The 24616-nt window shown below is 55.7% G+C and carries 20 protein-coding genes; 10 read left to right on the top strand and 10 right to left on the bottom strand.

The genetic code is table 11. The annotated features are described in order from the left end of the window. Positions 1-62: 62 nt before the first annotated feature. The 8 genes from ACR0DG_RS18205 to ACR0DG_RS18240 are packed head-to-tail and all read left to right on the top strand — an operon-like array spanning position 63 to position 7348. Complete coding sequence (locus tag ACR0DG_RS18205) at positions 63-800, top strand: GntR family transcriptional regulator (protein WP_480699786.1); 738 nt, start codon at positions 63-65, stop codon at positions 798-800. Continuing rightward, entirely contained in the window at positions 797-1849 is a 1053-nt protein-coding gene (locus ACR0DG_RS18210; protein WP_480699787.1) for an aldo/keto reductase, read from the top strand. The genes ACR0DG_RS18205 and ACR0DG_RS18210 overlap by 4 nt, the downstream gene beginning before the upstream one ends. Then, positions 1839-2267, top strand: coding sequence for an RbsD/FucU family protein (locus ACR0DG_RS18215; RefSeq protein ID WP_480699788.1), 429 nt, complete (start codon positions 1839-1841; stop codon positions 2265-2267). The genes ACR0DG_RS18210 and ACR0DG_RS18215 overlap by 11 nt, the downstream gene beginning before the upstream one ends. After that, positions 2264-3094 carry an amidohydrolase family protein gene (locus ACR0DG_RS18220; protein ID WP_480699789.1) on the top strand — a complete coding sequence of 277 codons (831 nt, stop codon included), beginning with the start codon at positions 2264-2266 and terminating at the stop codon, positions 3092-3094. The genes ACR0DG_RS18215 and ACR0DG_RS18220 overlap by 4 nt, the downstream gene beginning before the upstream one ends. Before the next feature lies 1 nt (position 3095). Then, positions 3096-4208, top strand: a complete 1113-nt coding sequence (locus tag ACR0DG_RS18225) for a fumarylacetoacetate hydrolase family protein (RefSeq protein WP_480699790.1) — start codon at positions 3096-3098, stop codon at positions 4206-4208. A 13-nt stretch (positions 4209-4221) separates the two neighbouring features. Then, positions 4222-5724, top strand: a complete 1503-nt coding sequence (locus ACR0DG_RS18230) for an aldehyde dehydrogenase (NADP(+)) (RefSeq protein WP_480699791.1) — start codon at positions 4222-4224, stop codon at positions 5722-5724. A gap of 7 nt (positions 5725-5731) precedes the next feature. Beyond that, positions 5732-6487, top strand: a complete 756-nt coding sequence (locus tag ACR0DG_RS18235) for an SDR family oxidoreductase (RefSeq protein ID WP_480699792.1) — start codon at positions 5732-5734, stop codon at positions 6485-6487. Between the two features lie 18 nt (positions 6488-6505). Continuing rightward, positions 6506-7348 carry a fumarylacetoacetate hydrolase family protein gene (locus ACR0DG_RS18240; protein ID WP_480699793.1) on the top strand — a complete coding sequence of 281 codons (843 nt, stop codon included), beginning with the start codon at positions 6506-6508 and terminating at the stop codon, positions 7346-7348. Positions 7349-7442: 94 nt separating this feature from the next. On the opposite strand, the gene phnY is transcribed toward ACR0DG_RS18240, so the two are convergent. The 3 genes from phnY to psrA all read right to left on the bottom strand — a co-directional run bounded on the left by phnY (position 7443) and on the right by psrA (position 11350). Then, positions 7443-8891 (bottom strand): phosphonoacetaldehyde dehydrogenase, encoded by a 1449-nt coding sequence (phnY, locus tag ACR0DG_RS18245; protein ID WP_480699794.1) that lies wholly within the window; start codon positions 8889-8891, stop codon positions 7443-7445. 13 nt (positions 8892-8904) lie between these two features. After that, the gene (gene phnA, locus ACR0DG_RS18250; RefSeq protein ID WP_480699795.1) at positions 8905-10149 is read right to left on the bottom strand and encodes a phosphonoacetate hydrolase; all 1245 of its coding nucleotides are present in this window, start codon (positions 10147-10149) and stop codon (positions 8905-8907) included. A 73-nt stretch (positions 10150-10222) separates the two neighbouring features. Next, positions 10223-11350, bottom strand: a complete 1128-nt coding sequence (gene psrA, locus ACR0DG_RS18255; RefSeq protein ID WP_480699796.1) for an iron-containing alcohol dehydrogenase PsrA — start codon at positions 11348-11350, stop codon at positions 10223-10225. A gap of 231 nt (positions 11351-11581) precedes the next feature. Between psrA and ACR0DG_RS18260 the strand changes: the two genes are divergently transcribed. Beyond that, positions 11582-12259 (top strand): GntR family transcriptional regulator, encoded by a 678-nt coding sequence (locus tag ACR0DG_RS18260; RefSeq protein WP_480699797.1) that lies wholly within the window; start codon positions 11582-11584, stop codon positions 12257-12259. On the opposite strand, the gene ACR0DG_RS18265 is transcribed toward ACR0DG_RS18260, so the two are convergent. From ACR0DG_RS18265 to ACR0DG_RS18295, 7 genes are all read right to left on the bottom strand, one after another. After that, positions 12260-13222, bottom strand: coding sequence for an ABC transporter ATP-binding protein (locus ACR0DG_RS18265; RefSeq protein ID WP_480699798.1), 963 nt, complete (start codon positions 13220-13222; stop codon positions 12260-12262). Beyond that, the gene (locus tag ACR0DG_RS18270; protein WP_480699799.1) at positions 13219-14196 is read right to left on the bottom strand and encodes an ABC transporter ATP-binding protein; all 978 of its coding nucleotides are present in this window, start codon (positions 14194-14196) and stop codon (positions 13219-13221) included. Before ACR0DG_RS18270 ends, ACR0DG_RS18265 begins: the two co-directional genes overlap by 4 nt. Positions 14197-14200: 4 nt before the next feature. Continuing rightward, on the bottom strand, positions 14201-15106 hold the full coding sequence (locus ACR0DG_RS18275; RefSeq protein ID WP_480699800.1) for an ABC transporter permease subunit: 906 nt from the start codon (positions 15104-15106) through the stop codon (positions 14201-14203). Continuing rightward, complete coding sequence (locus ACR0DG_RS18280; RefSeq protein ID WP_480699801.1) at positions 15103-16110, bottom strand: ABC transporter permease subunit; 1008 nt, start codon at positions 16108-16110, stop codon at positions 15103-15105. Before ACR0DG_RS18280 ends, ACR0DG_RS18275 begins: the two co-directional genes overlap by 4 nt. After that, positions 16110-17204, bottom strand: coding sequence for a M24 family metallopeptidase (locus ACR0DG_RS18285; RefSeq protein WP_480699802.1), 1095 nt, complete (start codon positions 17202-17204; stop codon positions 16110-16112). Before ACR0DG_RS18285 ends, ACR0DG_RS18280 begins: the two co-directional genes overlap by 1 nt. A gap of 67 nt (positions 17205-17271) precedes the next feature. Next, a complete protein-coding gene (locus ACR0DG_RS18290) occupies positions 17272-18855 on the bottom strand; it encodes an ABC transporter substrate-binding protein (protein WP_480699803.1) in 1584 nt (527 codons plus the stop codon). Between the two features lie 247 nt (positions 18856-19102). Next, a complete protein-coding gene (locus tag ACR0DG_RS18295) occupies positions 19103-20023 on the bottom strand; it encodes a LysR family transcriptional regulator (protein WP_480699804.1) in 921 nt (306 codons plus the stop codon). A gap of 345 nt (positions 20024-20368) precedes the next feature. Here ACR0DG_RS18295 and ACR0DG_RS18300 point away from each other — a divergent pair, with 345 nt between their 5' ends. After that, entirely contained in the window at positions 20369-24556 is a 4188-nt protein-coding gene (locus ACR0DG_RS18300) for a beta strand repeat-containing protein (protein WP_480699805.1), read from the top strand. The last annotated feature ends 60 nt before the right edge of the window (positions 24557-24616 follow it).

A 24616-nucleotide genomic window follows, 5' to 3' on the forward strand; every position in this document is an offset into this window, starting at 1 on the left:
TGATTGCTAAACTGCGATCACGTACTTGTCAACTAACATGTTAGTATGCTAGATCGGCGGACATGGAAAGACCTCAAGACATTGATGCACGTTTGTTGGGCGATATTTCTTCGACCGAAGGCTCTTTGGCGCACCGGGTTTATATGGTTCTCAAGAGGGCCATTCTGTCACTGGATTTCCCGCCGGGCGCAAACCTCAGGAAAGCCCCAATATGCGAAAGGCTGGGTGTGTCGCGCGCACCGGTAGCAGAAGCCATCGCCCGTCTGGATGCAGAAGGGCTGGTCGACGTTGTGCCGCAATCCGGAACGCGCGTGTCTTATTTTTCGATGTCAGAAATCCGCGAGGGGATGTTCCTGCGCGAGGCGCTTGAATTGGCAGCCGTTGCCAAAGTCGCACGTGACCTGACCGATGAGCAGCGCAAAAAACTAAGCCGCAACGTTCGCCTGCAAGGGCTGCTGGTTGAGGATGAAGATATCCCCGGCTTTTATCAGGCGGATGAAGAATTTCACTCGCTTTTGATGGACTTCACAGGTTTCAGCCGACTGTCGGATGTCGCGCAAACCGTTTCGCTGCAGGTCAGCCGGGCGCGCATGCTTTTGTTGCCTACGCCGGGAAGGGTTGCTGAAACTCTGGTCGAGCATCGCGCAATTTTAGACGCGCTGTTGGAGCAGGATGAGCGCGCCGCGCAGGACGCAATGCGGCACCATCTTGGACAACTCGCACCGCGACTTGACATTTTGCAGCAAGAAAAACCCGAACTTTTCAACATAAATATCCAACCCGCACGAGAGGCAGGATGAAAGTTTCCAGCACAGAACTTCTGAACAATCGAACGTCCCGACCTGTTCCGCTGACCCGAATGGGTTTTGGCGGAGCACCGTTGGGAAATCTTTACCGCAAAGTGTCGGACGAAGATGCGCAGGCGGCCCTGCAAGCGGCATATGATGCTGGTATCCGCTTTTTTGATACGGCACCTCAGTATGGTCTTGGGCGGTCTGAGGGTCGTTTCGGAGAAGCAATCGCTCGGTTCGGTCGTGAGAACATTCAGCTTTCAACCAAGATTGGTCGCTTACTATTGGATTGCGAACCTCATGAGGTGACGCCAGAGGCATTTGTCGACGTTCCTCAAAAACGCATTGTTTTTGACTATACCTATGATGGCGTCATGCGGTCATACGAGGCGAGCCGCGAGCGTATTGGCGTGGCCAATGCCGACATTTTGCTGGTACATGACGTCTGTGTCTTTAGCCAAGGCAGCCAGGAGATGTCTGACGCTAAGGTCCGCGAACTGTTCGATGGGGGCGGATACAAAGCGCTGGTTGAGCTGCGCGAAGCCGGCGAAATTGCGGCGATCGGCGCGGGTGTCAACGAATGGCAGGTTTGCGAAAAACTGTTAGGTTTGGGCGATTTTGACAGCTTCCTGTTGGCAGGCCGCTATACGTTGCTTGAGCAAGAAGCGTTAGACAGCTTCCTTCCCCTTTGCGAAAAGCGAGATGTCGGGATCATTTTGGGCGGGCCTTACAATTCCGGCATTTTGGCGACGGGTGCCGTTCCTGGTGCCAAGTACAACTACGCTGACGCCTCCGAAGAGGTTCTGGACCGTGTGCGCAAGATTGAGGCAGTGTGCAAAGCTCATGGCACCCCTTTGATTGCTGCAGCATTACAATTTGTTCTGGGACACCCAGCAGTCAAAACAGTTGTCCCCGGTGCGGTGAACGCAGCTGAGGTAAGGGCAAATGTGAACCTTTTGGACCGCGATATTCCTGCTGGCCTTTGGTCGGACCTGCGCAGCGAAGGGCTTATTCGCCCCGACGCCCCTTTACCGTCGGAGACAGCTTATGCTGCGTAACATCAATCCGCTTCTGTCGCCGGACCTGCTCTATGTATTGCGGGCTATGGGCCATGGGGATGAGATCGTGATCGCCGACGCGAATTTCCCGGGTTCGAGCACAGGTCCAAAATGCGTTCGTGCCGATGGATCTTCGGCCAGCGACATCTTGCAAGCCGTGCTGTCGGTTATGCCATTAGACAGTTTTGTGCCGGATCCAGCTTTGACAATGCAGGTCGTCGGTGACCCCGATGCCATTCCAGAGGCCGTGGCGGATTTCCAGCGCATCATCGATGCCGAAGCGGACAATCCGGCCCCGGTCCAAGGTCTGGAAAGATTCGCGTTTTACGACAGGGCTGCCACTGCGTTCGCCATCATTCAGACGGGTGAGCGTCGCTTGTATGGAAACATCATTCTGAAAAAGGGCGTCATTGAATGAAGATCGACGCGCACCAGCATTTCTGGTCACTGGCCAGAGGTGACTATGGTTGGCTGACCCCTGAGCTCACCGGCATTTACCGGGATTTTGCCCCTTCTGATCTTGCGCCGTTGCTAAACGCGGCAGGGATCGAAGGTACCGTCCTGGTGCAGGCCGCACCGACAGTGGCCGAAACCGAATACATGCTGTCTCTCGCCGACCAAGAACCGTTTATCAAAGGTGTCGTCGGGTGGGTTGATTTCGAAGCTAGCGATGCGCCGGAACAGATAACGGCCCTGTCCGGACATTCGGCATTGGTTGGCCTTCGTCCGATGATTCAAGACATTGCCGATCCGCTTTGGATGCTCGGTGATCAATTGACACCTGCCTTCACGACGATGCAGCAAGTTGATTTGACGTTTGATGCGCTGACGTTGCCACAGCATTTAGTCCCGCTGCGCCAGTTGCTGGCACGTCACGCCGAGTTGCGCGTGGTGATCGACCACGGCTCCAAGCCGGTTATCCGGGACGGGTTGATTGATGAATGGGCACGGGACATGGCTGTACTGGCCAAAGAGACGAATGCCTATTGCAAGCTATCGGGCCTGGTCACTGAGGCGTCATCAGATTGGAAAACAGAAGACCTGCGCCCCTATGTTCAGCATTTGTTGGACACTTTCGGCCCCAAGCGTTTGATCTGGGGTAGCGATTGGCCTGTGTGCACGCTCGCCAGCAGTTACGAACGCTGGCTGGACACGACAGAAACGCTGCTTAGCGAACTGTCGGAAAATGAACGCAAAGCGGTTCTGGGCGGCAACGCAGCCCAAGCCTATAACCTCAGGAACTGAAATGACTGATTTGAAATTGGATTCCGAGGGCCTCTGGCTCGGTCGTGTCGAGCGTCCGGGTATCGGGCCATGTGTCGTGACCCTGCGCGATGGTGTGCTTGTTGATATCACCGCCAAGGCAGGGCCCACCGTTCGGGATATCCTCGAGATGGAAAACGCCGCCGATTATGTCCGCAACGCACCCGGCGAGGACTTGGGGTCTTTGAACGACGGTCATGCGTGGCTTGCTCCGTGTGACCTACAATCGGTCAAGGCATGTGGCGTCACATTCGCCGGATCGATGGTGGAACGTGTCATCGAAGAACAAGCCGCTGGAGATCCCGCAAAAGCCAAAGCTATTCGGGACCGCATCGGAGAGCGTATCGGTGACAGCTTGTCCAATATCGTTCCCGGTTCCGAAGCTGCAGCCCAAGTGAAAGACGCGCTGATTTCCGAAGGGTTATGGAGCCAATACCTTGAAGTTGGAATTGGCCCGGATGCCGAGGTGTTTTCAAAGGCGCAAGTCTTGTCCTCGGTCGGTTTGGGTGCCGACGTCGGGTTGCACCCGATTTCCACATGGAACAACCCGGAACCCGAAGTTGTACTGGCGGTCACCTCAAAAGGTGAAATCAAAGGGGCAACACTGGGCAATGACGTGAACCTGCGTGACGTCGAAGGACGCTCGGCTTTGTTGTTGAGCAAGGCAAAAGACAACAATGCGTCCTGCGCCATCGGTCCGATGATCCGCTTGTTCGACGCAACCTTTGATCTGGACGATGTCCGCAACGCCGAACTGACATTGACTGTCACGGGTGAGGATGGGTTTGTACTGAACGGCCAGTCATCGATGTCTCAGATCAGCCGTGACCCCGCTGATCTTGTCCGCCAAACGATCGGCCGGCATCATCAGTACCCTGATGGGTTTATGCTTTTCCTGGGTACGCTTTTTGCACCGACTCAGGACCGGGATGTGCCGGGGGGCGGGTTCACCCACAAACTGGGGGACCTTGTCACAATTGCAAACGATAAGCTGGGGGCGCTGACCAACACCGTGCGCCTGTCCACTGAATGTCCCGAGTGGAACTTTGGGGCGTCTCATTTGATGCGAAATCTGGCCCAACGCGGCCTGCTGTAAGGAAGACCAGACTATGCTTACTGGAAAGCACTTGATCGCCGGCGAATGGATCGGCGGTAGCGAAACTTTTGAGTCCACGCCTGCCCACGGCCCCAGCCATGCGTTCTGTGTTGGAACTGCGGCGGATGTGGATGCAGCAGTGCAAGCTGCAGAAACGGCCTTTGCCACTTTCGGCTGGTCGACGCGCGCCGAACGCGCCGCTTTGCTGCGCAAGATCGCAGATGAAATTGATGCACGCGGCGACGCGATTACTGAAATCGGATGTCAGGAAACTGGCCTGCCAGAGGCGCGGCTGCAGGGCGAGCGGGGGCGGACCGTCGGGCAATTGCGCCTGTTTGCGGACCATATCGAAAAAGGCGATTACCTTGACCATCGCCATGACGCGGCTATGCCCGATCGCGCACCCCTGCCCCGCCCTGATCTGACAATGATCCAACGCCCGCTTGGGCCGGTTGCCGTGTTCGGCGCGTCGAATTTCCCGCTGGCATTTTCTGTTGCCGGTGGTGACACCGCCGCTGCTCTGGCTGCAGGTTGCCCGGTCGTCGTTAAAGGGCACCCGGCACACCCGGGTACCGGCGAAATCGTAGCGCAAGCAATTGACGCGGCCATCAAAGCGACCGGTAATCCGGCCGGTACGTTTTCACTGGTTCAAAGCGATGGGATCGAAGTGGGAACGGCCTTAGCCCAACATCCGCTGATCCGTGCGGTAGGCTTCACCGGTTCGCTGCGCGCGGGGCGCGCCTTGTTCGATCTGTGTGCAGCACGACCAGAACCCATCCCGTTTTTCGGAGAGCTAGGGTCAGTGAACCCAATGTTCTTGTTGCCGGGTGCGCTGGCTGCACGGGGCGCAGAAATCGGTGCAGGCTGGGCTGGCTCGTTGACAATGGGTGCCGGTCAATTCTGTACCAATCCGGGAATAGCCGTTGTTATGGACGGACCCGATGCAGACGCCTTCCAAGCCGCCGCAGAGGCTGCGCTTAAGGATGTCTCGGGTCAGACGATGCTGACGGCTGGCATATCCGAGGCATACCGAAAGGGTGTGTCTCAGATGGCTGCGCAACCCGGTGTTACTCAGACAGTTGCGACGGATAGCAAACCACGCAGTGCGTCGCCAAACTTGTTTGTGGTGTCGGGCGACGATTGGCTTGGCAACTCAGCACTGCACGAAGAGGTGTTCGGCCCAATGGGTATCGTGGTGCGGGTGCGGGACACCGACCAAATGCAACAGGCGGCACAAGCGATTGAGGGGCAATTGACCTGCACCTTGCATCTTGATGACAGCGATGCTGACCTTGCTCGTCAGTTGGTACCTATTCTGGAACGGAAAGCGGGACGTTTGCTGGCCAACGGTTTCCCAACCGGTGTCGAAGTGGCCGATAGCATGGTGCATGGCGGCCCCTACCCCGCATCCACGAATTTTGGCGCTACGTCAGTGGGCACGTTGTCGATCAGGCGTTTCCTGCGCCCGGTTTGCTACCAAAACCTTCCAGCGGCTTTGCTGCCTGAACAAGTTTGAGGGGCGCATGGGTGATATGAAACCGTCCGGTCGTTTGGCTGGGAAAACTGCCTTAATTACGGCGGCTGGTCAGGGCATCGGCCGTTCCACGGCGGAATTGTTTGCTGCGGAAGGTGCAACAGTTTTTGCTAGCGATATCAACGATGCCAGCCTGACGGAATTGGAAAAGATCGAGGGCATCACAGCGCTAAAGCTGGATGTTACGGACGCTGACGCAGTTAAAGCCGCTGTCGCAGACCTTCCGCCATTGGACGTACTGTTCAATTGCGCAGGATATGTCGCGGGTGGTTCGATTCTTGAGTGTGATGAGAAAGACTGGGACTTCAGTTTTGATCTGAACGTCAAGGCAATGTACCGGCTGATCAAGCTTGTTTTGCCCGCAATGCTGGAAAACGGCGGCGGTTCGATCATCAACATGTCTTCGGTTGCGTCTTCGATGAAAGGTGTTCCGAACCGATTTGCCTATTGCGCGTCCAAAGCGGCTGTAATTGGTCTTACCAAATCTGTTGCTGCGGATTTTGTAACCCGTGGCATCCGGTGCAACGCGATTTGCCCCGGCACGGTAGACAGCCCCAGCTTGCATGACCGGTTGCGCGCAACCGGAGACTATGAACAAGCAATGACCGATTTCATCGCGCGCCAGCCGATGGGCCGGATTGGGACGGCTGATGAAATTGCGGAACTTGCCCTGTATCTGGCCAGTGATGCCAGCAAATATACCTCGGGACAGCCATTTGCTATCGATGGCGGCTGGACCATTTGATCCGAAAAGGAAACTGAAATGAAACTGCTACGCTTTGGGCCTGCTGGTGCCGAAAAGCCCGGGATTCTGGACGATGAAGGGACAATCCGCGATTTGTCGGGTGAAATTCAGGACATCTCGGGCTCTGCTCTGAGTGATGAGGCGCTGTCAAAGCTGCGCGCCCTTGATCTGTCCAGCTTGCCCGCTGTGGACGCGGGCACGCGCATCGGGGCGTGTGTTGGCCAGGTTGGCAAGTTCATCTGCATCGGCTTGAACTATGCTGACCACGCAGCAGAAAGCGGGATGGAGTTGCCCGCAGAACCCGTGATCTTTTTCAAAGCGACATCGGCGATCATTGGTCCGGATGACACGGTTGAAATTCCGCGTGGCTCGGTCAAGACCGATTGGGAAGTTGAGCTTGGCGTCGTGATCGGGAAAGAGGCCAAATATGTCTCAGAAGAAGACGCCCTTGACCACGTTGCGGGCTATTGCGTTGTAAACGATCTTTCCGAGCGTGACTTTCAACTGCATCGCTCGGGCCAATGGGTCAAAGGCAAATCTGCCGATACCTTTGGCCCAATCGGCCCGTGGTTGGTGACACGTGACGAGGTCGCTGATCCACAGAACCTTCCGATGTACCTAGAGGTCAATGGGCATCGTTATCAGGACGGGTCGACAAAGACGATGCATTTCGGCGTTGCGACAGTGATTTCACACCTGTCTCAATTCATGTCGCTGCAGCCGGGGGATGTGATCTCGACCGGAACACCTCCGGGTGTTGGTATGGGTCAAAACCCGCAAACCTACTTGAAAGCAGGTGACAAGATGGAGCTGGGTATCGAAGGCCTTGGCGTGCAACGTCAGGACGTCGTCCAAGGGTAATAATCCGCCTGGTACCGTTACTGCAAAGCCCGGCCATTTCTGGCCGGGCTTTTTTTAAGACTTTGTTTTATTCGCAGTCTGCTGGAGGTTGCGATCAACCCGGCCAAGGCAGAGAATAAGTCTTGACGTTAGTAAAGAACTTCATCGCTTCGATCACGCCTTCTTTTACGCCATTCCCACTGTCTTTGATGCCTCCGAATGGTGACATTTCAATGCGATAGCCGGGTTGTTCCCAGATGTTGCAGGTCCCGACATTCAAGCCATTGATGAACGCTATCGCTCGGTTCAGATCATTGGTGCACACGCCCGAAGACAAACCGAACTCAGTTCCGTTCGAGATTTCCATCACCCTCGCGTCGTCATCGGGAACCCGTACAATCGGCACGATCGGGCCAAACGTCTCTTCCATGACCAGTTCGCTGTCATGGGGCACCCTGTCGACCACGATCGGCGGCAGCAGCGCGCCTTGACGACCCGGGTGATAGAGGATTTCTGCGCCTTCCTTTTCGGCCATGAAGACACGTTTTTCGAACAGCTCGGCAGCATCGGCATGGATAACGCAGCCCAGTTGCGTTTCAGGGTCCTGCGGATCACCGACGCGAATGGCTTTCGCCTTTTCCAGAACGAGCGGCACGAATTTATCTGCGACACTTTCTTGCACCAATATGCGTTTGATGGCGGTGCAGCGCTGACCGGAGTTACCCGTTGCCCCGGCAACTGCGATTGTGGCGGCTTTTTCAAGGTCGGCATCGCTCAGGTCATTCAAGACGATCAGAGGATCGTTTCCGCCCAATTCCAGCGCTTGCCGTTTGTACCCGGCTTTGGATGCGATCATCTTGCCCACGGGCACTCCGCCGGTGAAAGTTATGATGTCGATGTTTTCATTGGTGATCATCTCGTCGCCAATGTCTTGCGGCCAGCCTGTGACGACCTGGAACATCTCGGGCGGCAAACCAGCTTCGTACAGAATATCTGCCAGCGCGAGCGCTGTCAGAGGTGTCAACTCGGTTGGTTTGCAAACCATACAATTGTTTGTTGCAATCGAGGGCGCAATCTTGTGGCTGACCATGTTCAGCGGATGGTTGAACGGCGTGATCGCGCTGATGGTCCTTACGGGTTCGCGCTTGGTGAAAATTTTACGCTCTTTGCCGTTATGGGTCAGGTCGCAAGAGAAGATCTCTCCATCATCTTTCAACGCCTCTGCAGCAGCAAACTGATAGACATCCTGCGCGCGTTTGGTCTCATAAATCGAATGCTGATGACAAATACCCAGTTCAAGCGTCAGCCATTTTGCCAGATATTCACGTTTCTCACCAATCAACTCACCGGCCCGTTGCAGGATTTGGCTCCGTTCATAACGGGTGAGCTTAGGTGTATAGTTGGCCGCAATTTCAAAGGCGTTGCGCGCATGTTCTGCGGTGCCGGCAGGTACGGTGCCTACAATTTCGTTGGTATAGGGGTAGTGAACGGGAACGGTCGCGTCGGTAAAGACAACCTCTCCACCGATGCGCATACCTTCATGGCGAATGTCGGATGTGTTCATGATACCGTCCATCTTACAGAGCTGCCGCAGTTGTCGCATAGAAAAACGCGTCGAAGTTGCGTAGTTCAGGTGCGTTGTTCAGATCAATCACGCGATTGACGATAAAAGGAACTTCCTGTTCCGTCAGTCCACCGTGGCTGCGCAGTGGCTCTTTCAGTGCTGCCAGATCATGGCGATCGGCGGACGTGCCGATGGTCATGTTCTCACCGGATATCATGACGATGTCACCGATGCGATCAGCGGGCAGCTCAAAGCGTTTGATCGCTTCTTCCTTATCCACGACAAGGATCATGTCATCGATTGCATCCAGTTTGGCCATGATATCGGCACAGTCTGCGCCTTCCGGCAGATAAGCGGTGGCGAAGGAACCCAGCGCCCCGTGGTGGACGACATAGGGGTCGGTAATAGGTAGAATGACGCGGGCGGCGTCCTTGCCCAACCACTCATCCATCAGGTCCTGCGCATAGATGACGTTCGGGGTGCCGTCTTCGCTGTGCTTCGGCTTCATCCCGTGGTCAGCCGTGATCACGATGGCTGCACCTAGTTCGTCAAGCTGAGCTAGGTATTTGTCGAACATGGCATAGAAATCCAGCGCTCCTTGCTGATCGGGGGCGAACTTATGCTGGATGTAATCTGTCGTCGAAAGATACATAATGTCCGGCTTGAATTCCTTCAGCAGCTTTACACCTGCGGCGAACACAAATTCAGACAGCTCGGCAGAGTACACTTCTGGAACCGGCATGCCCAACCATTCACTGGCGTTGGCGATACCATGTTCGGCAGTGGTCGTTTCACCCGAACGCTCTGATGAGAATGCGACCGCGCGGTCTTCGTCAAACCGCAGGCCCGCGCCGAGAAGAGCACGCAGTTTGTCTTTGGCCGTAACCATCGCCACCCGGTAACCGGCCTCGTAGAATTGTGAGAAAATGGTCGGTGCGCGCAGGAAACGAACATCGTTCATCATCACTTCGTCCCCGGTTTCAGGGTCGATCAGGTAGTTGCCGCAAATTCCATGTACGATCGGTGGACGACCCGTTGCGATGGACAGGTTATTGGGGTTCGTAAAAGACGGAATGACCGAATGCGCCAAACGGTCTGTGCCGGTTTCACGTATGCGTTTCAGCGTCGGCATCAGGCCTTTCGCGATCGCCACATCCAGATATTCCGGCTCGCAGCCGTCCAGACAGATCGCGATCGCGGGAACTTTCGGCGTTGGGTAGACCCGTTCATTCGCGGAAATCGGGGTTTGAAGTGTCATTGGTTGATCCTTGCGTATTGATCCATGCCAATTCAGGCTTGGTGAATTCTCAGTTCGTTGTTTGGGGATTGCCTCAGGCAACCTTGGACTTTGCAGCGTCGTTGGCTTTTAAAGTGGTCAAAAAGACTTCTTTGTTTCCAATGAAGTTTTTTCCGCGTTCACCGGCAAAAGCTTCATCTATGATCTTGGTCCTTTCGGCATCCGAGACGCCGTAGTCGGCAAACCGGGTTGAGATACCCAATCTGGTCAGAAAAACCTCTAACTCGTCTGCGGCCACCAATAGGTCTTCTCCGAAAATCTCATGCAGCGCGGCTTCGCGGAACCCTCCAATGCCAGTCACCGATTTCAGAATGAGGGGGAGTGTGAAAGAACAAGCGATCCCGTGTTGAACCCCCCAGCCCAGAGTTATGGGATAGGACAGATTATGGGCGATGGCGGTTTTCGTGTTCGAAAATGCGAGCCCTGCGCTAAGGGCTGCTTCTGCCATCTGCGTTCGCAGAGCCAGGTTCCCCAGATCGCTTAGTAACTCTGGTAAAGTGTTCAGAATGGTGCGCGCAGCAAAGACGGCATGCCGCGCAGAAACTGGATTTGCGTTAACGTTCCAGATGCTCTCCAGCGCGTGCGATAACGTATCCAAACCTGTTGCAAGCGTTAACCCATAGGGTTTGTTCACCATCAACTCGGGGTCAATGACAGCCGTTTCTGGATAAAGATTGGGTCGGGCCAAAGAATACTTCAAACCGCGTTCTTCGTCCCACACGGTTGCCCAACAGGTAACCTCGCTTCCGGTTCCAGCTGTGGTCGGAACCGCGATTGTGGGAATGGCCGAAAGCCGTTCTGCACCGGCCTTGGTTTCCAGAAAGGTTGAGACTTTTGCGAAATCACCACCGGCGGCGGCGAAAACCTTGGCTGAGTCAATGACCGATCCGCCGCCCAGGGCGATGATAACCTCAACCTCATTCAGGACCCCGCTAAACCGGGCGCATTGGTCACTCAGCAACTGATAATCGGGGTTGGGCGCGACATCATCTATGACAATAGCGGACTGACCCATAGCTTCTTGCAAACGGGCCGTGATGTCACGAAATGGGCCATCAGGATATGTGACCAAAGCATACCCCCTGCCGCTGACTAGACGCGGCATCTCAGCGATGGTTCCTGCACCAAATACGGTGCTGACCGGGTTCGAATAGGTCCACATAGCGGCCTCAAATGAGTCGATTCAGCTTCGATTTGGCGGCAACTTGGAGTAAACCTGTATATAGGTCCAATTCATTGTTTTGATAAAACCTATTGGCTTGCTCTATGCTTCTCCGTAAGATCGCCGCCCAAGCGAAGTGTGGATTAACATCGTTTCAGTTTTGCAAAGCCACTTGGAAAAATGCCGCTCAGTTTGTATTTTGGATACAAACTTACGACCCGGAACAAACAAATGAGCGGACCACGCGCAATCGCACGGCAAAGCCTGCCTGATGTTATCACCAATGACCTGCGTGAGCGGATCCTGAGTGGTGAAATGGCCGAAGGAGAAACCATTCGCCAAGAAGCCCTTGCCGAAGATTATGATGTGTCCCGTATGCCAATACGCGAGGCGCTGAAGCGTCTGGATGCTGAGGGGCTTGTTCAACTGACCAACAACCGTGGTGCATCTGTGACCACGCATTCCCTTTCCGAAATCGCCGAGATATTCGATCTGCGTGTCTTGCTAGAGGTTGACCTGTTCAGACGTTCGATCCCCATGATGACAGAAACAGATTTTGAAAGATGCGAAACGCTGTTGTCGGAAATGGAGAAGTCCTACGAAGCCTATGATGTCGGACGCTGGGGCCGTTTGAACTACGAATACCACAAGGCACTTTATTCCGCCTCGGGCCGTCGGTTTACGGATGAGATCCTTCAGCGCGTCAACTTACAGTCCGACCGCTATGTCCGTATGCACCTGAGCGTGATGGAACAACGTGAGCCCGCCAAGAAAGATCATAAGGATCTGCTGGCCCTGGCCCGCGCTCGAAACACAGAAGACGCCTGCGCGTTGCTGACAGAACATATTCAGCGCACGAAGGACCAGCTTTTGGCGATGGTCACCGCGACGCGAAACGCCGAAAGCTGATTATTCTTGTTCCAACGGATGGATACACGCGACCTGGTGTGTTGCACCGGACAGCTCGGGTGGTTCGACACGGCATTCATCTGTTGCCAACCAACACCGCTGGGCAAAGGCGCACCCTTTGGGGATGTTCATTGGTGACGGCAACTCGCCTTCCAGTTTGATCCGATCTTTGCGTGCATCAGGGTCTGCTCGGGGTGTCGTCGAGAGGAGCGCTTTGGAATACGGGTGACGCGGCGCTGCAAACAGCTCTTCCTTCGGTGCTTTTTCGACCGCGCGGCCCAGATACATGACGATTACATCGTCTGCAAAGTGTTTGACCACCGACAAATCGTGCGAAATGAACAGGTATGCGAGGTTCAGACGCTCTTGCAGTTCGACCAGCAGGTTCAGGATTTGCGACTGAATCGAGACGTCCAGAGCGGACACGGGTTCGTCCAGAACCAGAACCTTCGGATTCAGCATCAAGGCGCGGGCGATGGCGATACGTTGGCGTTGCCCTCCCGAAAACATATGCGGGTAACGGTCATAGTGTTCAGGACGTAGCCCAACCAGATCTATCATTTCACGGGCCCGCGTTTCGCGGTCTGATGATGACATTTCTGGCCGATTGATAATCAGGGGTTCCTGCAAAATTTGCCCGATCCGTTGGCGCGGATTGAGCGAGCCGTACGGGTCCTGAAAAACGATTTGCACCGCTTCGCGCATCTGTGCCCATTTCGAGGGTGAGATGTCCACGCCATCTATCGTCAACGTGCCGGACGTGGGTTCTTCGATCATTGTGACGACGCGTGCCAGCGTCGATTTCCCACAACCAGATTCACCGACGATGGCCAGCGTTTTACCGGGTTGCAAATCGAAATCCACGCCAGACAAGGCTTTCACGGTTGCCGATTTGGAAAACAATCCCCCCTTGACTTCGTAGTGACGCGCCAGAGCATTTGCCTGAACGATAGGAGCGGTCATGCGAATTCTCCGGCAGCAATTCTTTCGACGTGGTGACAGCGCGCTTTTCCAAAGGTTTCGCTATGCGGCGTGGGCGGAATGGACTGACACGTGTTATCCGCAAACTGGCACCTTGGGCTGAACAAGCACCCTTTTGGACGATCAAACTGTCCCGGCACGACACCGGGGATGGTCGGCAACAGCTTTGAGGTTGCCCGTTCCGGCAACGCGCTGAGCAGCGCAGATGTATAAGGATGTCGTGGGGTGCGAAACAGATCGCGCACCGGCTGTTCCTCTACTTTCTGTCCTGCGTATTGCACCTGAACACGCTCGGCCGTTTCAGCGACAACACCCATGTCGTGAGTGATCAGGACCAAGCCCATTCCTTGTTCATCTCTCAGGCGGACCAACAGATCGAGTATTTGTGCCTGAATGGTCACATCCAGAGCCGTTGTCGGTTCATCCGCGATCAGCAGTTTGGGATTGCAGGCGATTGCCATGGCGATCATTACCCGTTGGTTCATCCCCCCAGACATCTGGTGCGGGAACGTGTTCAGGCGGCTTTCCGGCGCAGGAATGCCGACCTGATCAAACAGCTCGATCGCGCGCTGGTGGCGGTCCTTGCGGTTCAGGCCCAAATGGATGCGCAGCGCCTCTTTGATCTGAAAGCCCACCGTGAAACACGGGTTCAGGGATGACATCGGCTCCTGAAAGATCATAGCTATGTCTTTCCCGATGATCTTGCGCCGGTCGCGGGCTGAGATTGTGGTCAGGTCTTTGCCTTCGAAACTCAGTTGATCGGCCGTGATGGTTGCAGTCCATGGCAACAGGCCCATAAGTGCCAGCATCGATACGGATTTACCTGATCCGCTTTCGCCGACGATGGCCATAAGTTCGCCCTTGTCGACAGACAAATCCACGCCATCCACAGCGCGGAATTTACCCGAAGCAGTGGCGAATTCGACCGAAAGGTTCCGGATTTCCAACAGGCTCATGTCGTCAGCTCCGCTTGAGTTTCGGGTCCAGCGCGTCGCGCAGACCGTCGCCCATCAGGTTAATGGCCAAAACTGTGACCAGAATGGCGAGGCCGGGGAAAGTGACCACCCACCACGCCCGCAGAATGAACTCACGCGCTTCGGCCAGCATGGTGCCCCATTCCGGCGTGGGCGGCTGCGCGCCCATGCCCAGAAAGCCCAATGCCGCAGCGTCCAGAATGGCGGTCGAGAATGACAGAGCCGCCTGCACGATGATCGGTGCCAGACAGTTGGGCAGCACAGTCTTGAACATCAGCCGCGCTTTGCCTGCACCGGCGACACGGGCCGACGTAACGTAGTCCTTCTGTCGTTCCGATAGCACCGAGGCCCGGGTCAGCCGCACGTAGTGTGGCTGGAACACGATGGCGATGGCGATCATGGCATTCGTCAAAGAGGGGCCAAGGATCGCAACCAAGACCAAAGCCAGCAGCAACGAAGGGAAAGACAGGATGATATCCATCACCCGCATGATCAACGTATCGACCCATTTCGGCGCAAAGCCGGATAGCAGCCCGATGATGACGCCGCCCGTCACAGCCACGCAGACCACGACGATGCCGACAAAGAAGGAATACCGTGATCCCATAATGAGCCGCGACAGCATATCCCGTCCCAGCGGATCAGTGCCGAGTGGGAACGCCCAACTGCCGCCTTCCTGCCAAGCAGGGGGTTGCAGAATGTGATCCCGAAACTGTTCGGTTGGGTCATAAGGGGCCAATAGGGGCGCAAAGGCTGCGCATAAAACGAAAGCCGAAAACACATAAAGACCAATGACAGCGCCACGGTTTTCGCTGAAGTAAAACCAGAATTCACGCAGAGCACTGGGGCGGGATTCGGTTTTTTGCTCGTTTGCCGACAATTCTGCCATCATCGTCTCCGGATTTTGGGGTTGATGATGCCATAGAGGACATCGACCAGCAGGTTCACCAGCATCACGATCACAGCGATCATCAATAGCCCGCCCTGCACAACCGGGTAGTCTCGACGGAAAATACTGTCGACCATCCATTTGCCGATCCCCGGCCAGCTAAAGATCGTCTCGGTCAGGATCGCCCCTGCCAACAGGGTGCCGACCGACAGCCCAATCACCGTGATTACCGGGATCAGCGCGTTCCGCAGTGCATGCAGCCCGTTGATCCGTGTGGGCGCAAGCCCCTTAGCGCGAGCGGTACGGATATAGTCCTCACCCAGAACTTCGAGCATTGCGGATCGTGTCTGCCGCGCGATCACCGCCAATGGGATTGTGCCCAAAACGATGGTGGGCAGGATCAGATGACGCACGGCGGATCCGAATGCGCCCTCTTGCCCCGAAAGCAAACTGTCGATCAGCATGAATCCGGTCACGCTTGGGAAATAATACAGCAGGTCGATCCGGCCCGACACTGGTGTCCAGCCCAAATTGCCCGAGAACACGATGATCAGCAGCAACGCCCACCAGAAGATCGGCATCGAATATCCGACCAGTGCCGAAGACATCAGCGCGCGATCAAAGAACTTACCCCGGTTCACCGCCGCAATCACACCCGCGGGCAGGCCCAGGGCCACCGCAAAGACCATCGCGCAGATTGACAGCTCTAGCGTCGCAGGGAACAGGGCGAAAAACTCATCCCATACCGGTTTCTTGGTGACAAAGCTTTCACCCAAGTCGCCGTGCATGACCCCGACAAGGTAGTCCCAGTATTGCTGTAGAACCGGTTTATCAAAGCCCAGCTTCACCACCATCTCTTGATAGCGTTCTTCGGTCATGCCGCGTTCACCGGCCATGACAATGATGGGGTCGCCCGGAAGTACCCGAATAAACATGAATGAAATAAGCGTCACGCCCAGAAAGGTCGGGATGAACATGCCAAGGCGTGTGAGAAAATAGCCAAACATCAGCGACCTATGATTGTGAGATCTTTGGGAAAGCTGGTCAAAGACCGGCATCCATCCTGCGTTACAAGCACGTCGTCTTCTATGCGCACACCAAAGTTGTCCAACTCATACAGACCCGGCTCGTTTGTCCAGACCATGCCGGGCAGCATTTCCTGTTGGTTCCCACGCATTATGTACGGTGCCTCGTGCACGTCACGGCCAAGCCCGTGGCCGGTCTTAGTGCGGATACGGTCGGCGTAAGGTGAGGCTTCAAGCACGCTGATCACCGCGTCGTCGATATCATGTGCGGTGACACCCGGACGGCACGCTTCGAACCCGGCAAGGTTTGCGCGCAAAACCGTGTCATAGACATCCCGCCCCTCGTCCGAAACCTTTTCAACAAAGAAGGTTCGGGTGATGTCTGCTGCAAACCCGTGTTTGCGCGCCCCAAAATCAAACAGCAGCGCATCGCCAGATTTGATCTGGTAATCTGCGCGCGCCTTACCATGCGGTCGTGCGGAATTATCTGCAGCCGCGACGATGGGAGGAAAGGCCAGCGAGGTTGCGCCCTCTGCAAAAAGGGCCTGAACAAGAGCTTGTTCAATCTGAGTTTCAGTTTGGCCGACGCGTACATCAGCGATCACACGGGTCAAAGCGCGTTCCGAGATATCAATTGCCGCTTGCATGGCGGCAATATCCTCTTCGGTTTTACAAATCCGAAGACCGGAAATTTCACGTTCGGCATCCACGATGCGCAGGTCAGGCAAAGCGTTGGTAAAGGCCTTTGACACAAAGACCCGCATGACCTGCCCTTCGACGGCTAGCGAAGTCAGCGGCATATGCTCGGCCAGCGCCTTGAAGGCTTCGTCATAGCCCGTCTGATCCCGCCAGTCGAAAACAGCCCCTTCAAAAGCAACCAATTCCCACGACCCCAGTTCAAGATTGGGTACAACCGCGGCCGGCGTCCCTTGTGCCGGGATCACGACCACAAAGGGGCGCTCGTGGCTCATAAATGGTTTTTTCAACGCGCGGGTGAAATTCGGACCGGGCACAAGGGCCACGGCGTCTACTGACATGTCCTTTGCCAGTTGACGGTACTCGGACAAATCCGGCATCAGGGCCGACCTCCAAAAAAGAAAACCGGAGCCACCACATGGGCAGCTCCGGTCCGTGAGTGGTGAGTTATTCGACGCTTACACCATAAAAGATGTGACCGCCCAGCGGATGGACTTTGTAGCCCTGCACCTTGTTGCTCATCGGCATGTAGACGACCGAGTGTGCAATGGTTGCCCATGGTGCCTGTTCCTTGAACACGACCTGCGCTTCTTCGTACAGCTTGGTGCGTTCATCCTGATCGGTGGTTTGCTTGGCCTTCAGGATAAGATCCTCGAACGGTTCATGGCACCACTGAGCACGGTTCGATGCTTCACGACCATCGCAACCCAACAGCACGGCCAGGAAGTTATCTGGATCGCCGTTGTCACCGGTCCAGCCCAACAGGACCGCACCGTCGCGGTTCAGTTCTTTCGAACGCGAAAGGTATTCGCCCCATTCATAGGACACGATTTCGACGTCCACGCCGACCTTGGCAAAATCAGCTTGGATCAGCTCGGCCATGCGGCGCGCATTGGGGTTGTACGGGCGCTGAACCGGCATGGCCCAGATCTTCATCGACAGGTCAGAGACACCTTCGGCTTCCAGCATGGCCTTGGCGGCCTCTGGATCATAGGGATCGTCGGTAATCGATTCATTGTAACCCCACATTGTCGGTGGGATCGGGTTTTTGGCTGCCTGGCCCGAGCCCTGGAACACCACGTCAATGATCGCTTGCTTGTCGATTGCCATGTTCAACGCTTTGCGAACTTTGGGATTATCGAAAGGCTCCATCGTGGTGTTATAGGCAAGGTAACCAACGTTCAGGCCTTCTTGCTCCATCATGTTGATGTCCGCGTCATCCTTCATTGCCTGAATGTCGGCAGGATTCGGATATGGCATGATGTGGCATTCGCCCGCTTTAAGCTTTTGATAGCGGACCGACGCATCCGGCGTGATCGCAAAGATCAGGTTCTCTACATCCGCAGGAGCTTTCCAATAGTCGGCGTTCTGCGCATAGCGGATCACGGCGTCCTTCTGATAGGCCACGAACGAAAACGGGCCGGTGCCGATCGGTGCGGTGTTCAGTTTTTCAGGTGTTCCCGCTTCCATCATTGCCTCGGCGTATTCGGCCGACAGGATCGACGCGAAATCCATAGCCATGTTGGCGACAAACGGTGCTTCGGGCTTGGTCAGGGTAAATTTAACCGTGTAGTCATCGATCTTTTCGATGGACTCGACCAGATCCGGCATGCCCATGCCCTGGAAGTATTCCCACGTGCCACCAGACACCTGATTGTATGCGTGGCCTTCGTCTTTCTGACGCATGAACGAAAAGATCACGTCGTCTGCGTTGAAATCACGAGTGGGCGTAAATTCGTTGTTCGAGTGGAACTTGACGCCCTGACGCAGTTTGAATGTGTATTCCAAACCGTCATCGCTGGCCTCAACACTCTCCGCGAGTCCCGGAATCACGTTGGTTGTGCCGGTCTCAAATTCCAGCAGGCGGTTGTAGATTGGGTGCGAAGAGGCATCAAATGTTGTGCCGGCCGTGAACAGCGCCGGATCGAAACCTTCAGGCGAACCTTCCGAGCAATACACCAACGTGTTTGCCTGCGCCGCAGCGCCGGACAACGCAATCGCTGCGGTTGCGGCCAAAAATCTCAGTTTCATGAGTTTCTCCCAGAAATGTTTTTTGTCTGACTTTCGCGTTGCTCTTTTTGCGGAACAATCCCTGACGACTCTGGTCATCGCGAAATCACTGCTCAATGTATCCAAAATACAAAATCCATTGTCAACTAAGTTCACGATTGCGCGATCGCCAATGCGCAACGCAGCGGATATCGGATGGTCCCTGAACCAGCTATGAGCGAGATGATCTGCGCGCACTTTGATTTAGCGCAAACAGGCGTCCGTTCTTTTACAGATCAAAGGTCGGTGAAACGCCTGAGGGTGGTTGCTGCTGGATAAATGCACCAATGCGGTCCAGCAGTGGCCGCCGCGGACAGCCAGGTCGCGTTGCAGCCCCAAGATCGCGAAGATTGCCTGGCGCATCAAAGGGAATGAAGCACAAAGGCCAACGGTCTCTTTTGAACTGCTCGGCTGCCAAGGCGGAGACGATTGTGCAATCATCTGAATGGCAGATATGTCGGCAGATCGTTTCAAACCGCAGCGCACTCAGGTCAAAACGTTTGCTGGCCCGGTTCGAAGGGTCCGCCTTGGGCAGTCGGTTTTCCAATTCATATCCAAAGCTGTGCGGCAACCGAATGAAGTCATGCCGCGGTACATCCTCGGGGGCAATCGAAGACAGTGTGCACAACGGATGCCCTTCACGCACGGCAAGGAACAGAGGTTCGGACCAGATCGACGTGAACTCGAGCGTCTCAGCGTTGTTTACCTTTGCGACCAAGGCAAGATCCAATGTGTGGTCCTCAACCATCCGCAACATGTTATGCGGCAGATCCTCGATCATGGTGACGCGCATATTGGGAAAGACTTCGCTGAACAGTTCTGAGAAATACTGCGTTAGATAAGGTGCCAAAGTCGGCGTCATCCCGATGTTGTATGGGACAGCTTCCGGATCCCGGAATTGGGTTGCGGTGTCGCGGATCTTTTGCCCGTCCAGCAGAATACGTTCGGCGATGCGAATAATCTGTTCTCCGCACAGTGTGGGACGCACCTCATTATTGAGACGCAGGAACAGTTCGGCACCCAGTTCCTGTTCCAGTTTTTTGACCTGATTGGATAGCGCAGGTTGCGATACATTGCAGGCTACTGCCGCCTGACTGAACTGGCCATGTTTGGCGATGGCAAGTACGTATTCCAAGTCTCTAAAATTCATGCGTGCAAACTATCTAAACCAGGTCTTTGGCAGCGAGTGACCGGCTATTTTTATCCTCAATGCGTTCCGACTTGGATGAAAAGACGATCACTTCGCCTCACTTAAGTGTCAACATTCGACAATGAATAGTTTCGAAATGAGACTATAATTCTGCTAACCCATTGATTTTTCGTTTCTGCCCCTCGTGAATTCTCACGAAAAGCGTGAGTATTTGCATTGGTTATACCCCCAATTCGAAGGATGAATTTTAGCAGACAGGCGTCCGTGGCTACCCCTTTGCTACGTGGAACGCCCAGACCAACGGGTGACCCGCAGAACCAATAACAATTCTTGACGGAGTATCCCATGCTGTCCCAACTTCTGACGGACCTTCGCGCTCGTCTCTTGACATCGTCCACGTTGGCGCAAGAGACCACTCGCGATGGCCAGACCCTCATTAACAACTTCTTTCAAAGCACGGTGGTGGATGACACCCCCGCATTTGTGTTGGCCAATGACTTCTCGCGCCTGCTGAACTTTGGTGAGATCATCACCAACAACGCGGTCGCGGCCGTACAGGCGCAAGGTCAGGACGTTGACATCTTCAACTTCCGTTCTGGCCGGATCGAGGCGAACAATGGCCCCGACGCTTTGGCTACTGGCGTTCAGGTCACAGGCAGTGCGTCTGTGCGCAACTTCGGTGAGATCGTGGGCGATTTCAACGGCGTTCAGTTCGCAGGCGCAGAAAGCTCGGGCAGCCTGGATAACTTTGCAGGCGGTGTTATCAGCTCGGACAGCCGGGCGGTCGACATTCAGGGTCAAGGCATCGACGTTCGCAACTTTGGTGACATCATCGGCACCGGCGATCAGCGCAACGGCACCATCTACACCAACTCGACTGCCGAGGACGTCTCGATCTCAAACTTCTCGGGCGGCACAATTGATGCAGGCGTAGGCAACCAGGGCGCTGGTGTTTCGCTGCAAGTGGGCGACGAAATCGGCGATCGCGTTGAAACCGACATTTTCAACGGCTTCGGTGCAACCATTCAGGGCCGCGGTCAGGCCGCGTCGAACACAACGCTGGCGGGCGACGGCATCCGCATCGACAATGGCGCCGAGGGCACTATTCTGGAAACCGAAATCGTCAACAGCGGCTTGATTACGTCGGAAAGCACCCAAGGTACTGCCGGCGGTATCCGCATCGCCGATGGAGCCAACACCGAAGGCGAAATTCTGAACACCTCGACCGGGGTGATCGAAGGTGCCGCGAACGGTCTGTATATCGGTCAGGGCGAACATGATCTGGATGTGCTGAACTTTGGCACCATCCAATCCGACAGCCGCGCCGTAAACATCGACGGCACGGGCGTGAACCTGATCAATGGTGGCGACATTCTGGGCACCGACGATCAGCGCAACGGCACCGTCTATGCCGATGGCACCGCCGATGATTTCTCGGTCAACAACCTTGTTTCCGGAACGATCGACGCGGGTGAGCACAACGAAGGCTCGGGCTTTGGTGTAGAAATCGGTGACGCACCAGACGGCGTGACCTCATTCACGCTGGACAACGCCGGTACGATCCAAGGTCGCGGCAACGCCGCAGCGGGCACAAACGCAGCCGGTGACGGCGTGCGGATCGGCAATGTCGGCAACATCGGAACCACCGATGCGGTCATCAACAACACCGGCACCATCGACTCGGAAGGCGCAAACGGTACCGTTGCTGGCGTACGCTTCGTGAACGGCGTTTCGTTCCAGGGTGAGTTCAACAACTCGGGCGAAATCTCGGGCGTGCAAAACGGTGTCTATTTCGGCAACCCTGTCGAAGGCGAAGGCGCAGATCACACCGGCGGTGTGTTCAACAACCTGGAAGGCGGAACCATCTCGTCCGACAGCCGCGCGTTCAACATTGATGGCATCGGTCTGGAAGTGAACAACGCCGGTGACATCCTTGGTACCGGCGACCAGCGCAATGGCACGGTCTATGCTGATGGCACCGCGCAGGACTTTACCTTCAACAACCTGTCGACCGGTGTGATCGATGCAGGCGAAGGCAACGAAGGGTCGGGCTTTGGCGCTGAGATTGCAGGCGAGAACAGCTTTGACCTGAACAACGAAGGCACTATCCAGGGTCGCGGCAACGCGGCAGCAGGCACCAACGCGGCCGGCGACGGTATCCGCATTGGCAATGTCGGCAACACGGGCACGTTCTCTGGCACCATCACCAACTCGGGCACGGTTACGTCCGAAGGTGCAAACGGCACTGTCGGTGCGTTCCGCGCAGTGAACAACATCAACTTCCAGGGCCAGCTGATCAACGAAGAAGGCGGTCTGTTCGAAGGCGGCCAGAACGGTGTGTACTTTGGCACTGGCGATCACACTGGTGGGTCCTTCGTCAACCGTGGCACCGTGACATCGGACAGCCGTGCGGTGAATATCGACGGTATTGGTCTGGACGTTGTCAACGAAGGCACCATCCTGGGCACCGGCGATCAGCGCAACGGCACGGTCTATGCCGATGGCACTGCTGACAACTACAGCTTCACCAACTCGGGTCTGGTCGATGCGGGCGAAGGCAACAACGGCTCTGCTGTTTCGCTGCAAACCGGCGACGAGTCCGGTGATATCGTGTCCGCTGTGGTTATCAACGAAGGTACGCTGCAAGGTCGTGGCGATGCGCTGGAAGGCAACGAGGTCGGTGACGGTCTGCGCCTGTTCACAAGCCAGGATGATGCGTCATTCGCTGGCGTTGTGATCAACGAAGGCTTGATCGCTGGTTCCGAGGACTCGGATGCCGCAGCGGGTATCCGCGTTGATGGCGGTCTGAACCTCGTTGGTGCGATCCTGAACGAAGGCGAAATCCGCGGCACGGTCAATGCGATCGACGCATCGGATGCAGGCTTCGTGACCATCGTCAACGACGACGAAGGTGTGATCAACGGCAACGTTCTGCTGAGCGACGGGGACGACATCTTTGTCGATCTGGGCACCACCAATGGCGATATCGTCGGTGGCGCAGGCGAGGATATCCTGATCGCAGGCGATGCAGACAACGTCCTGACCGGCGGGCTGGGTGATGACTTCATCGACGGTGGAGAAGGCTTCGACACGGCAGATTTCTCGGATCTGGATGTCGCGGTCGAGGTTAGCCTTGATGCAAACGGCAATGGAACGGCAACGCGCGACACAGGTTTCAACGTCACTGTCACGGATGCGGTTGTTGCGGCACCGGATCAGTTCGGGTCGAGCATCAGCAACGGTGCCGAATTCGTTGAACAAGCGGTCCAAGGTAACCTGTACTATAACATCCACACCTCGGATTTCCCGGGTGGCGAAATCCGCGGGCAGCTGTTCGTCGATACAGATGAAACTGTCGGCAACATCCGCACGGTTACGCTAAGCGGGGGCCTGGATGCATCGCAGGAACCAGATCCGACATCGGATAGCGAAGCGACTGGTCAGGCAACATTGGTCATCACGCAGAATCTTCTGACTGGTGAAGTAACCTATTCCAGCCAGCTGAGCGTGACGGGTCTGAACGAAGCTGATCTGCAGACCCCGATCCCGGGTGTTGTTTCGGCAATCCACCTGCACAATGCAGCCGTCGGTCAAAACGGTCCGGTTGTTCAGGATACGCTGGTGGACGCTGGTGCCACTCTGGATGTCGAGGCAACTGGTGGAACTGGTGTCATCGGCGAAGACGTCATCGACAACCAGATCGAGACCGATATCCTGCGCTCGATTGAACGGGTTGTTGGTTCTGACGACAGCGATACGATCGATCTGTCCGGCTTTGACGGTGTCACGATCGATCTGGACCTGAGCACACCTTCGCCGAACCCGGCTGGCAACGGCGATGAAGGTCCGCAGGACGGTGCGATCATCGTTGACGGTCAGATCGTTACCGAAGTGGATGACTTTGAAAACGTTGTCGGCTCGGATGGGGATGACGTGATCCTTGGCAACAACGAGTTCAATGTGCTCGACGGAGGTGCCGGCAATGATGCGATCCACTCATTCGGTGGTGCAGACATCATCATTGGTGGCGAAGGTATCGACACAGCGTTGTTCACAGCCGGTCCGGGTGTTGTTCTGGATCTCGACGACGACGGCAACGGTGTTGCACAAGTCAACGCGCCAAACGGTCCGCTGATCGACCAGGTGTTCGGGTTCGAGAACATCAACGGCTCGAACAACGCCGGAAGCGCGAATGGCGGCAACGACATCCTGTCGGGCAACTCGGGATCGAACACTCTGAATGGTCAGGCCGGAGATGATGTCCTGAACGGTGAGGGTGGCGATGACATCCTGATCGGTGGTGCAGGCAGCGACACGTTCGTGTTCGAAGGCCAGTTCGGCAACGATACCATCCAGGACTTTGAAGTTGGCCTGGACCAACTGCAGTTCGGTGATTTCGGTCCCGACTTCAGCGGCAGTGTCAGCGTATCCCAGGATGGCAACGACGCGGTTATCTCGTTCGGCAACCAAGGCTCCGTACGTCTGGCAGATGTCGATGGCGGTGACCTGAACGACGACGATTTCTTCGCGTAACTGACCAACAGCGGGGCGGCCTAGGCCGCCCCGTTTTTCAAACCGGAAAGGGTCAAAGAA

Source organism: Ruegeria sp. BG8 (genome assembly GCF_056538325.1).

Coding starts and splice junctions, on each gene's coding strand:
- ACR0DG_RS18205 (WP_480699786.1), top strand. CDS start 63: ATGGAAAGACCTCAAGACATTGATGCACGTTTGTTGGGCGATATTTCT.
- ACR0DG_RS18210 (WP_480699787.1), top strand. CDS start 797: ATGAAAGTTTCCAGCACAGAACTTCTGAACAATCGAACGTCCCGACCT.
- ACR0DG_RS18215 (WP_480699788.1), top strand. CDS start 1,839: ATGCTGCGTAACATCAATCCGCTTCTGTCGCCGGACCTGCTCTATGTA.
- ACR0DG_RS18220 (WP_480699789.1), top strand. CDS start 2,264: ATGAAGATCGACGCGCACCAGCATTTCTGGTCACTGGCCAGAGGTGAC.
- ACR0DG_RS18225 (WP_480699790.1), top strand. CDS start 3,096: ATGACTGATTTGAAATTGGATTCCGAGGGCCTCTGGCTCGGTCGTGTC.
- ACR0DG_RS18230 (WP_480699791.1), top strand. CDS start 4,222: ATGCTTACTGGAAAGCACTTGATCGCCGGCGAATGGATCGGCGGTAGC.
- ACR0DG_RS18235 (WP_480699792.1), top strand. CDS start 5,732: ATGGGTGATATGAAACCGTCCGGTCGTTTGGCTGGGAAAACTGCCTTA.
- ACR0DG_RS18240 (WP_480699793.1), top strand. CDS start 6,506: ATGAAACTGCTACGCTTTGGGCCTGCTGGTGCCGAAAAGCCCGGGATT.
- phnY (WP_480699794.1), bottom strand. CDS start 8,891: ATGAACACATCCGACATTCGCCATGAAGGTATGCGCATCGGTGGAGAG.
- phnA (WP_480699795.1), bottom strand. CDS start 10,149: ATGACACTTCAAACCCCGATTTCCGCGAATGAACGGGTCTACCCAACG.
- psrA (WP_480699796.1), bottom strand. CDS start 11,350: ATGTGGACCTATTCGAACCCGGTCAGCACCGTATTTGGTGCAGGAACC.
- ACR0DG_RS18260 (WP_480699797.1), top strand. CDS start 11,582: ATGAGCGGACCACGCGCAATCGCACGGCAAAGCCTGCCTGATGTTATC.
- ACR0DG_RS18265 (WP_480699798.1), bottom strand. CDS start 13,222: ATGACCGCTCCTATCGTTCAGGCAAATGCTCTGGCGCGTCACTACGAA.
- ACR0DG_RS18270 (WP_480699799.1), bottom strand. CDS start 14,196: ATGAGCCTGTTGGAAATCCGGAACCTTTCGGTCGAATTCGCCACTGCT.
- ACR0DG_RS18275 (WP_480699800.1), bottom strand. CDS start 15,106: ATGATGGCAGAATTGTCGGCAAACGAGCAAAAAACCGAATCCCGCCCC.
- ACR0DG_RS18280 (WP_480699801.1), bottom strand. CDS start 16,110: ATGTTTGGCTATTTTCTCACACGCCTTGGCATGTTCATCCCGACCTTT.
- ACR0DG_RS18285 (WP_480699802.1), bottom strand. CDS start 17,204: ATGCCGGATTTGTCCGAGTACCGTCAACTGGCAAAGGACATGTCAGTA.
- ACR0DG_RS18290 (WP_480699803.1), bottom strand. CDS start 18,855: ATGAAACTGAGATTTTTGGCCGCAACCGCAGCGATTGCGTTGTCCGGC.
- ACR0DG_RS18295 (WP_480699804.1), bottom strand. CDS start 20,023: ATGAATTTTAGAGACTTGGAATACGTACTTGCCATCGCCAAACATGGC.
- ACR0DG_RS18300 (WP_480699805.1), top strand. CDS start 20,369: ATGCTGTCCCAACTTCTGACGGACCTTCGCGCTCGTCTCTTGACATCG.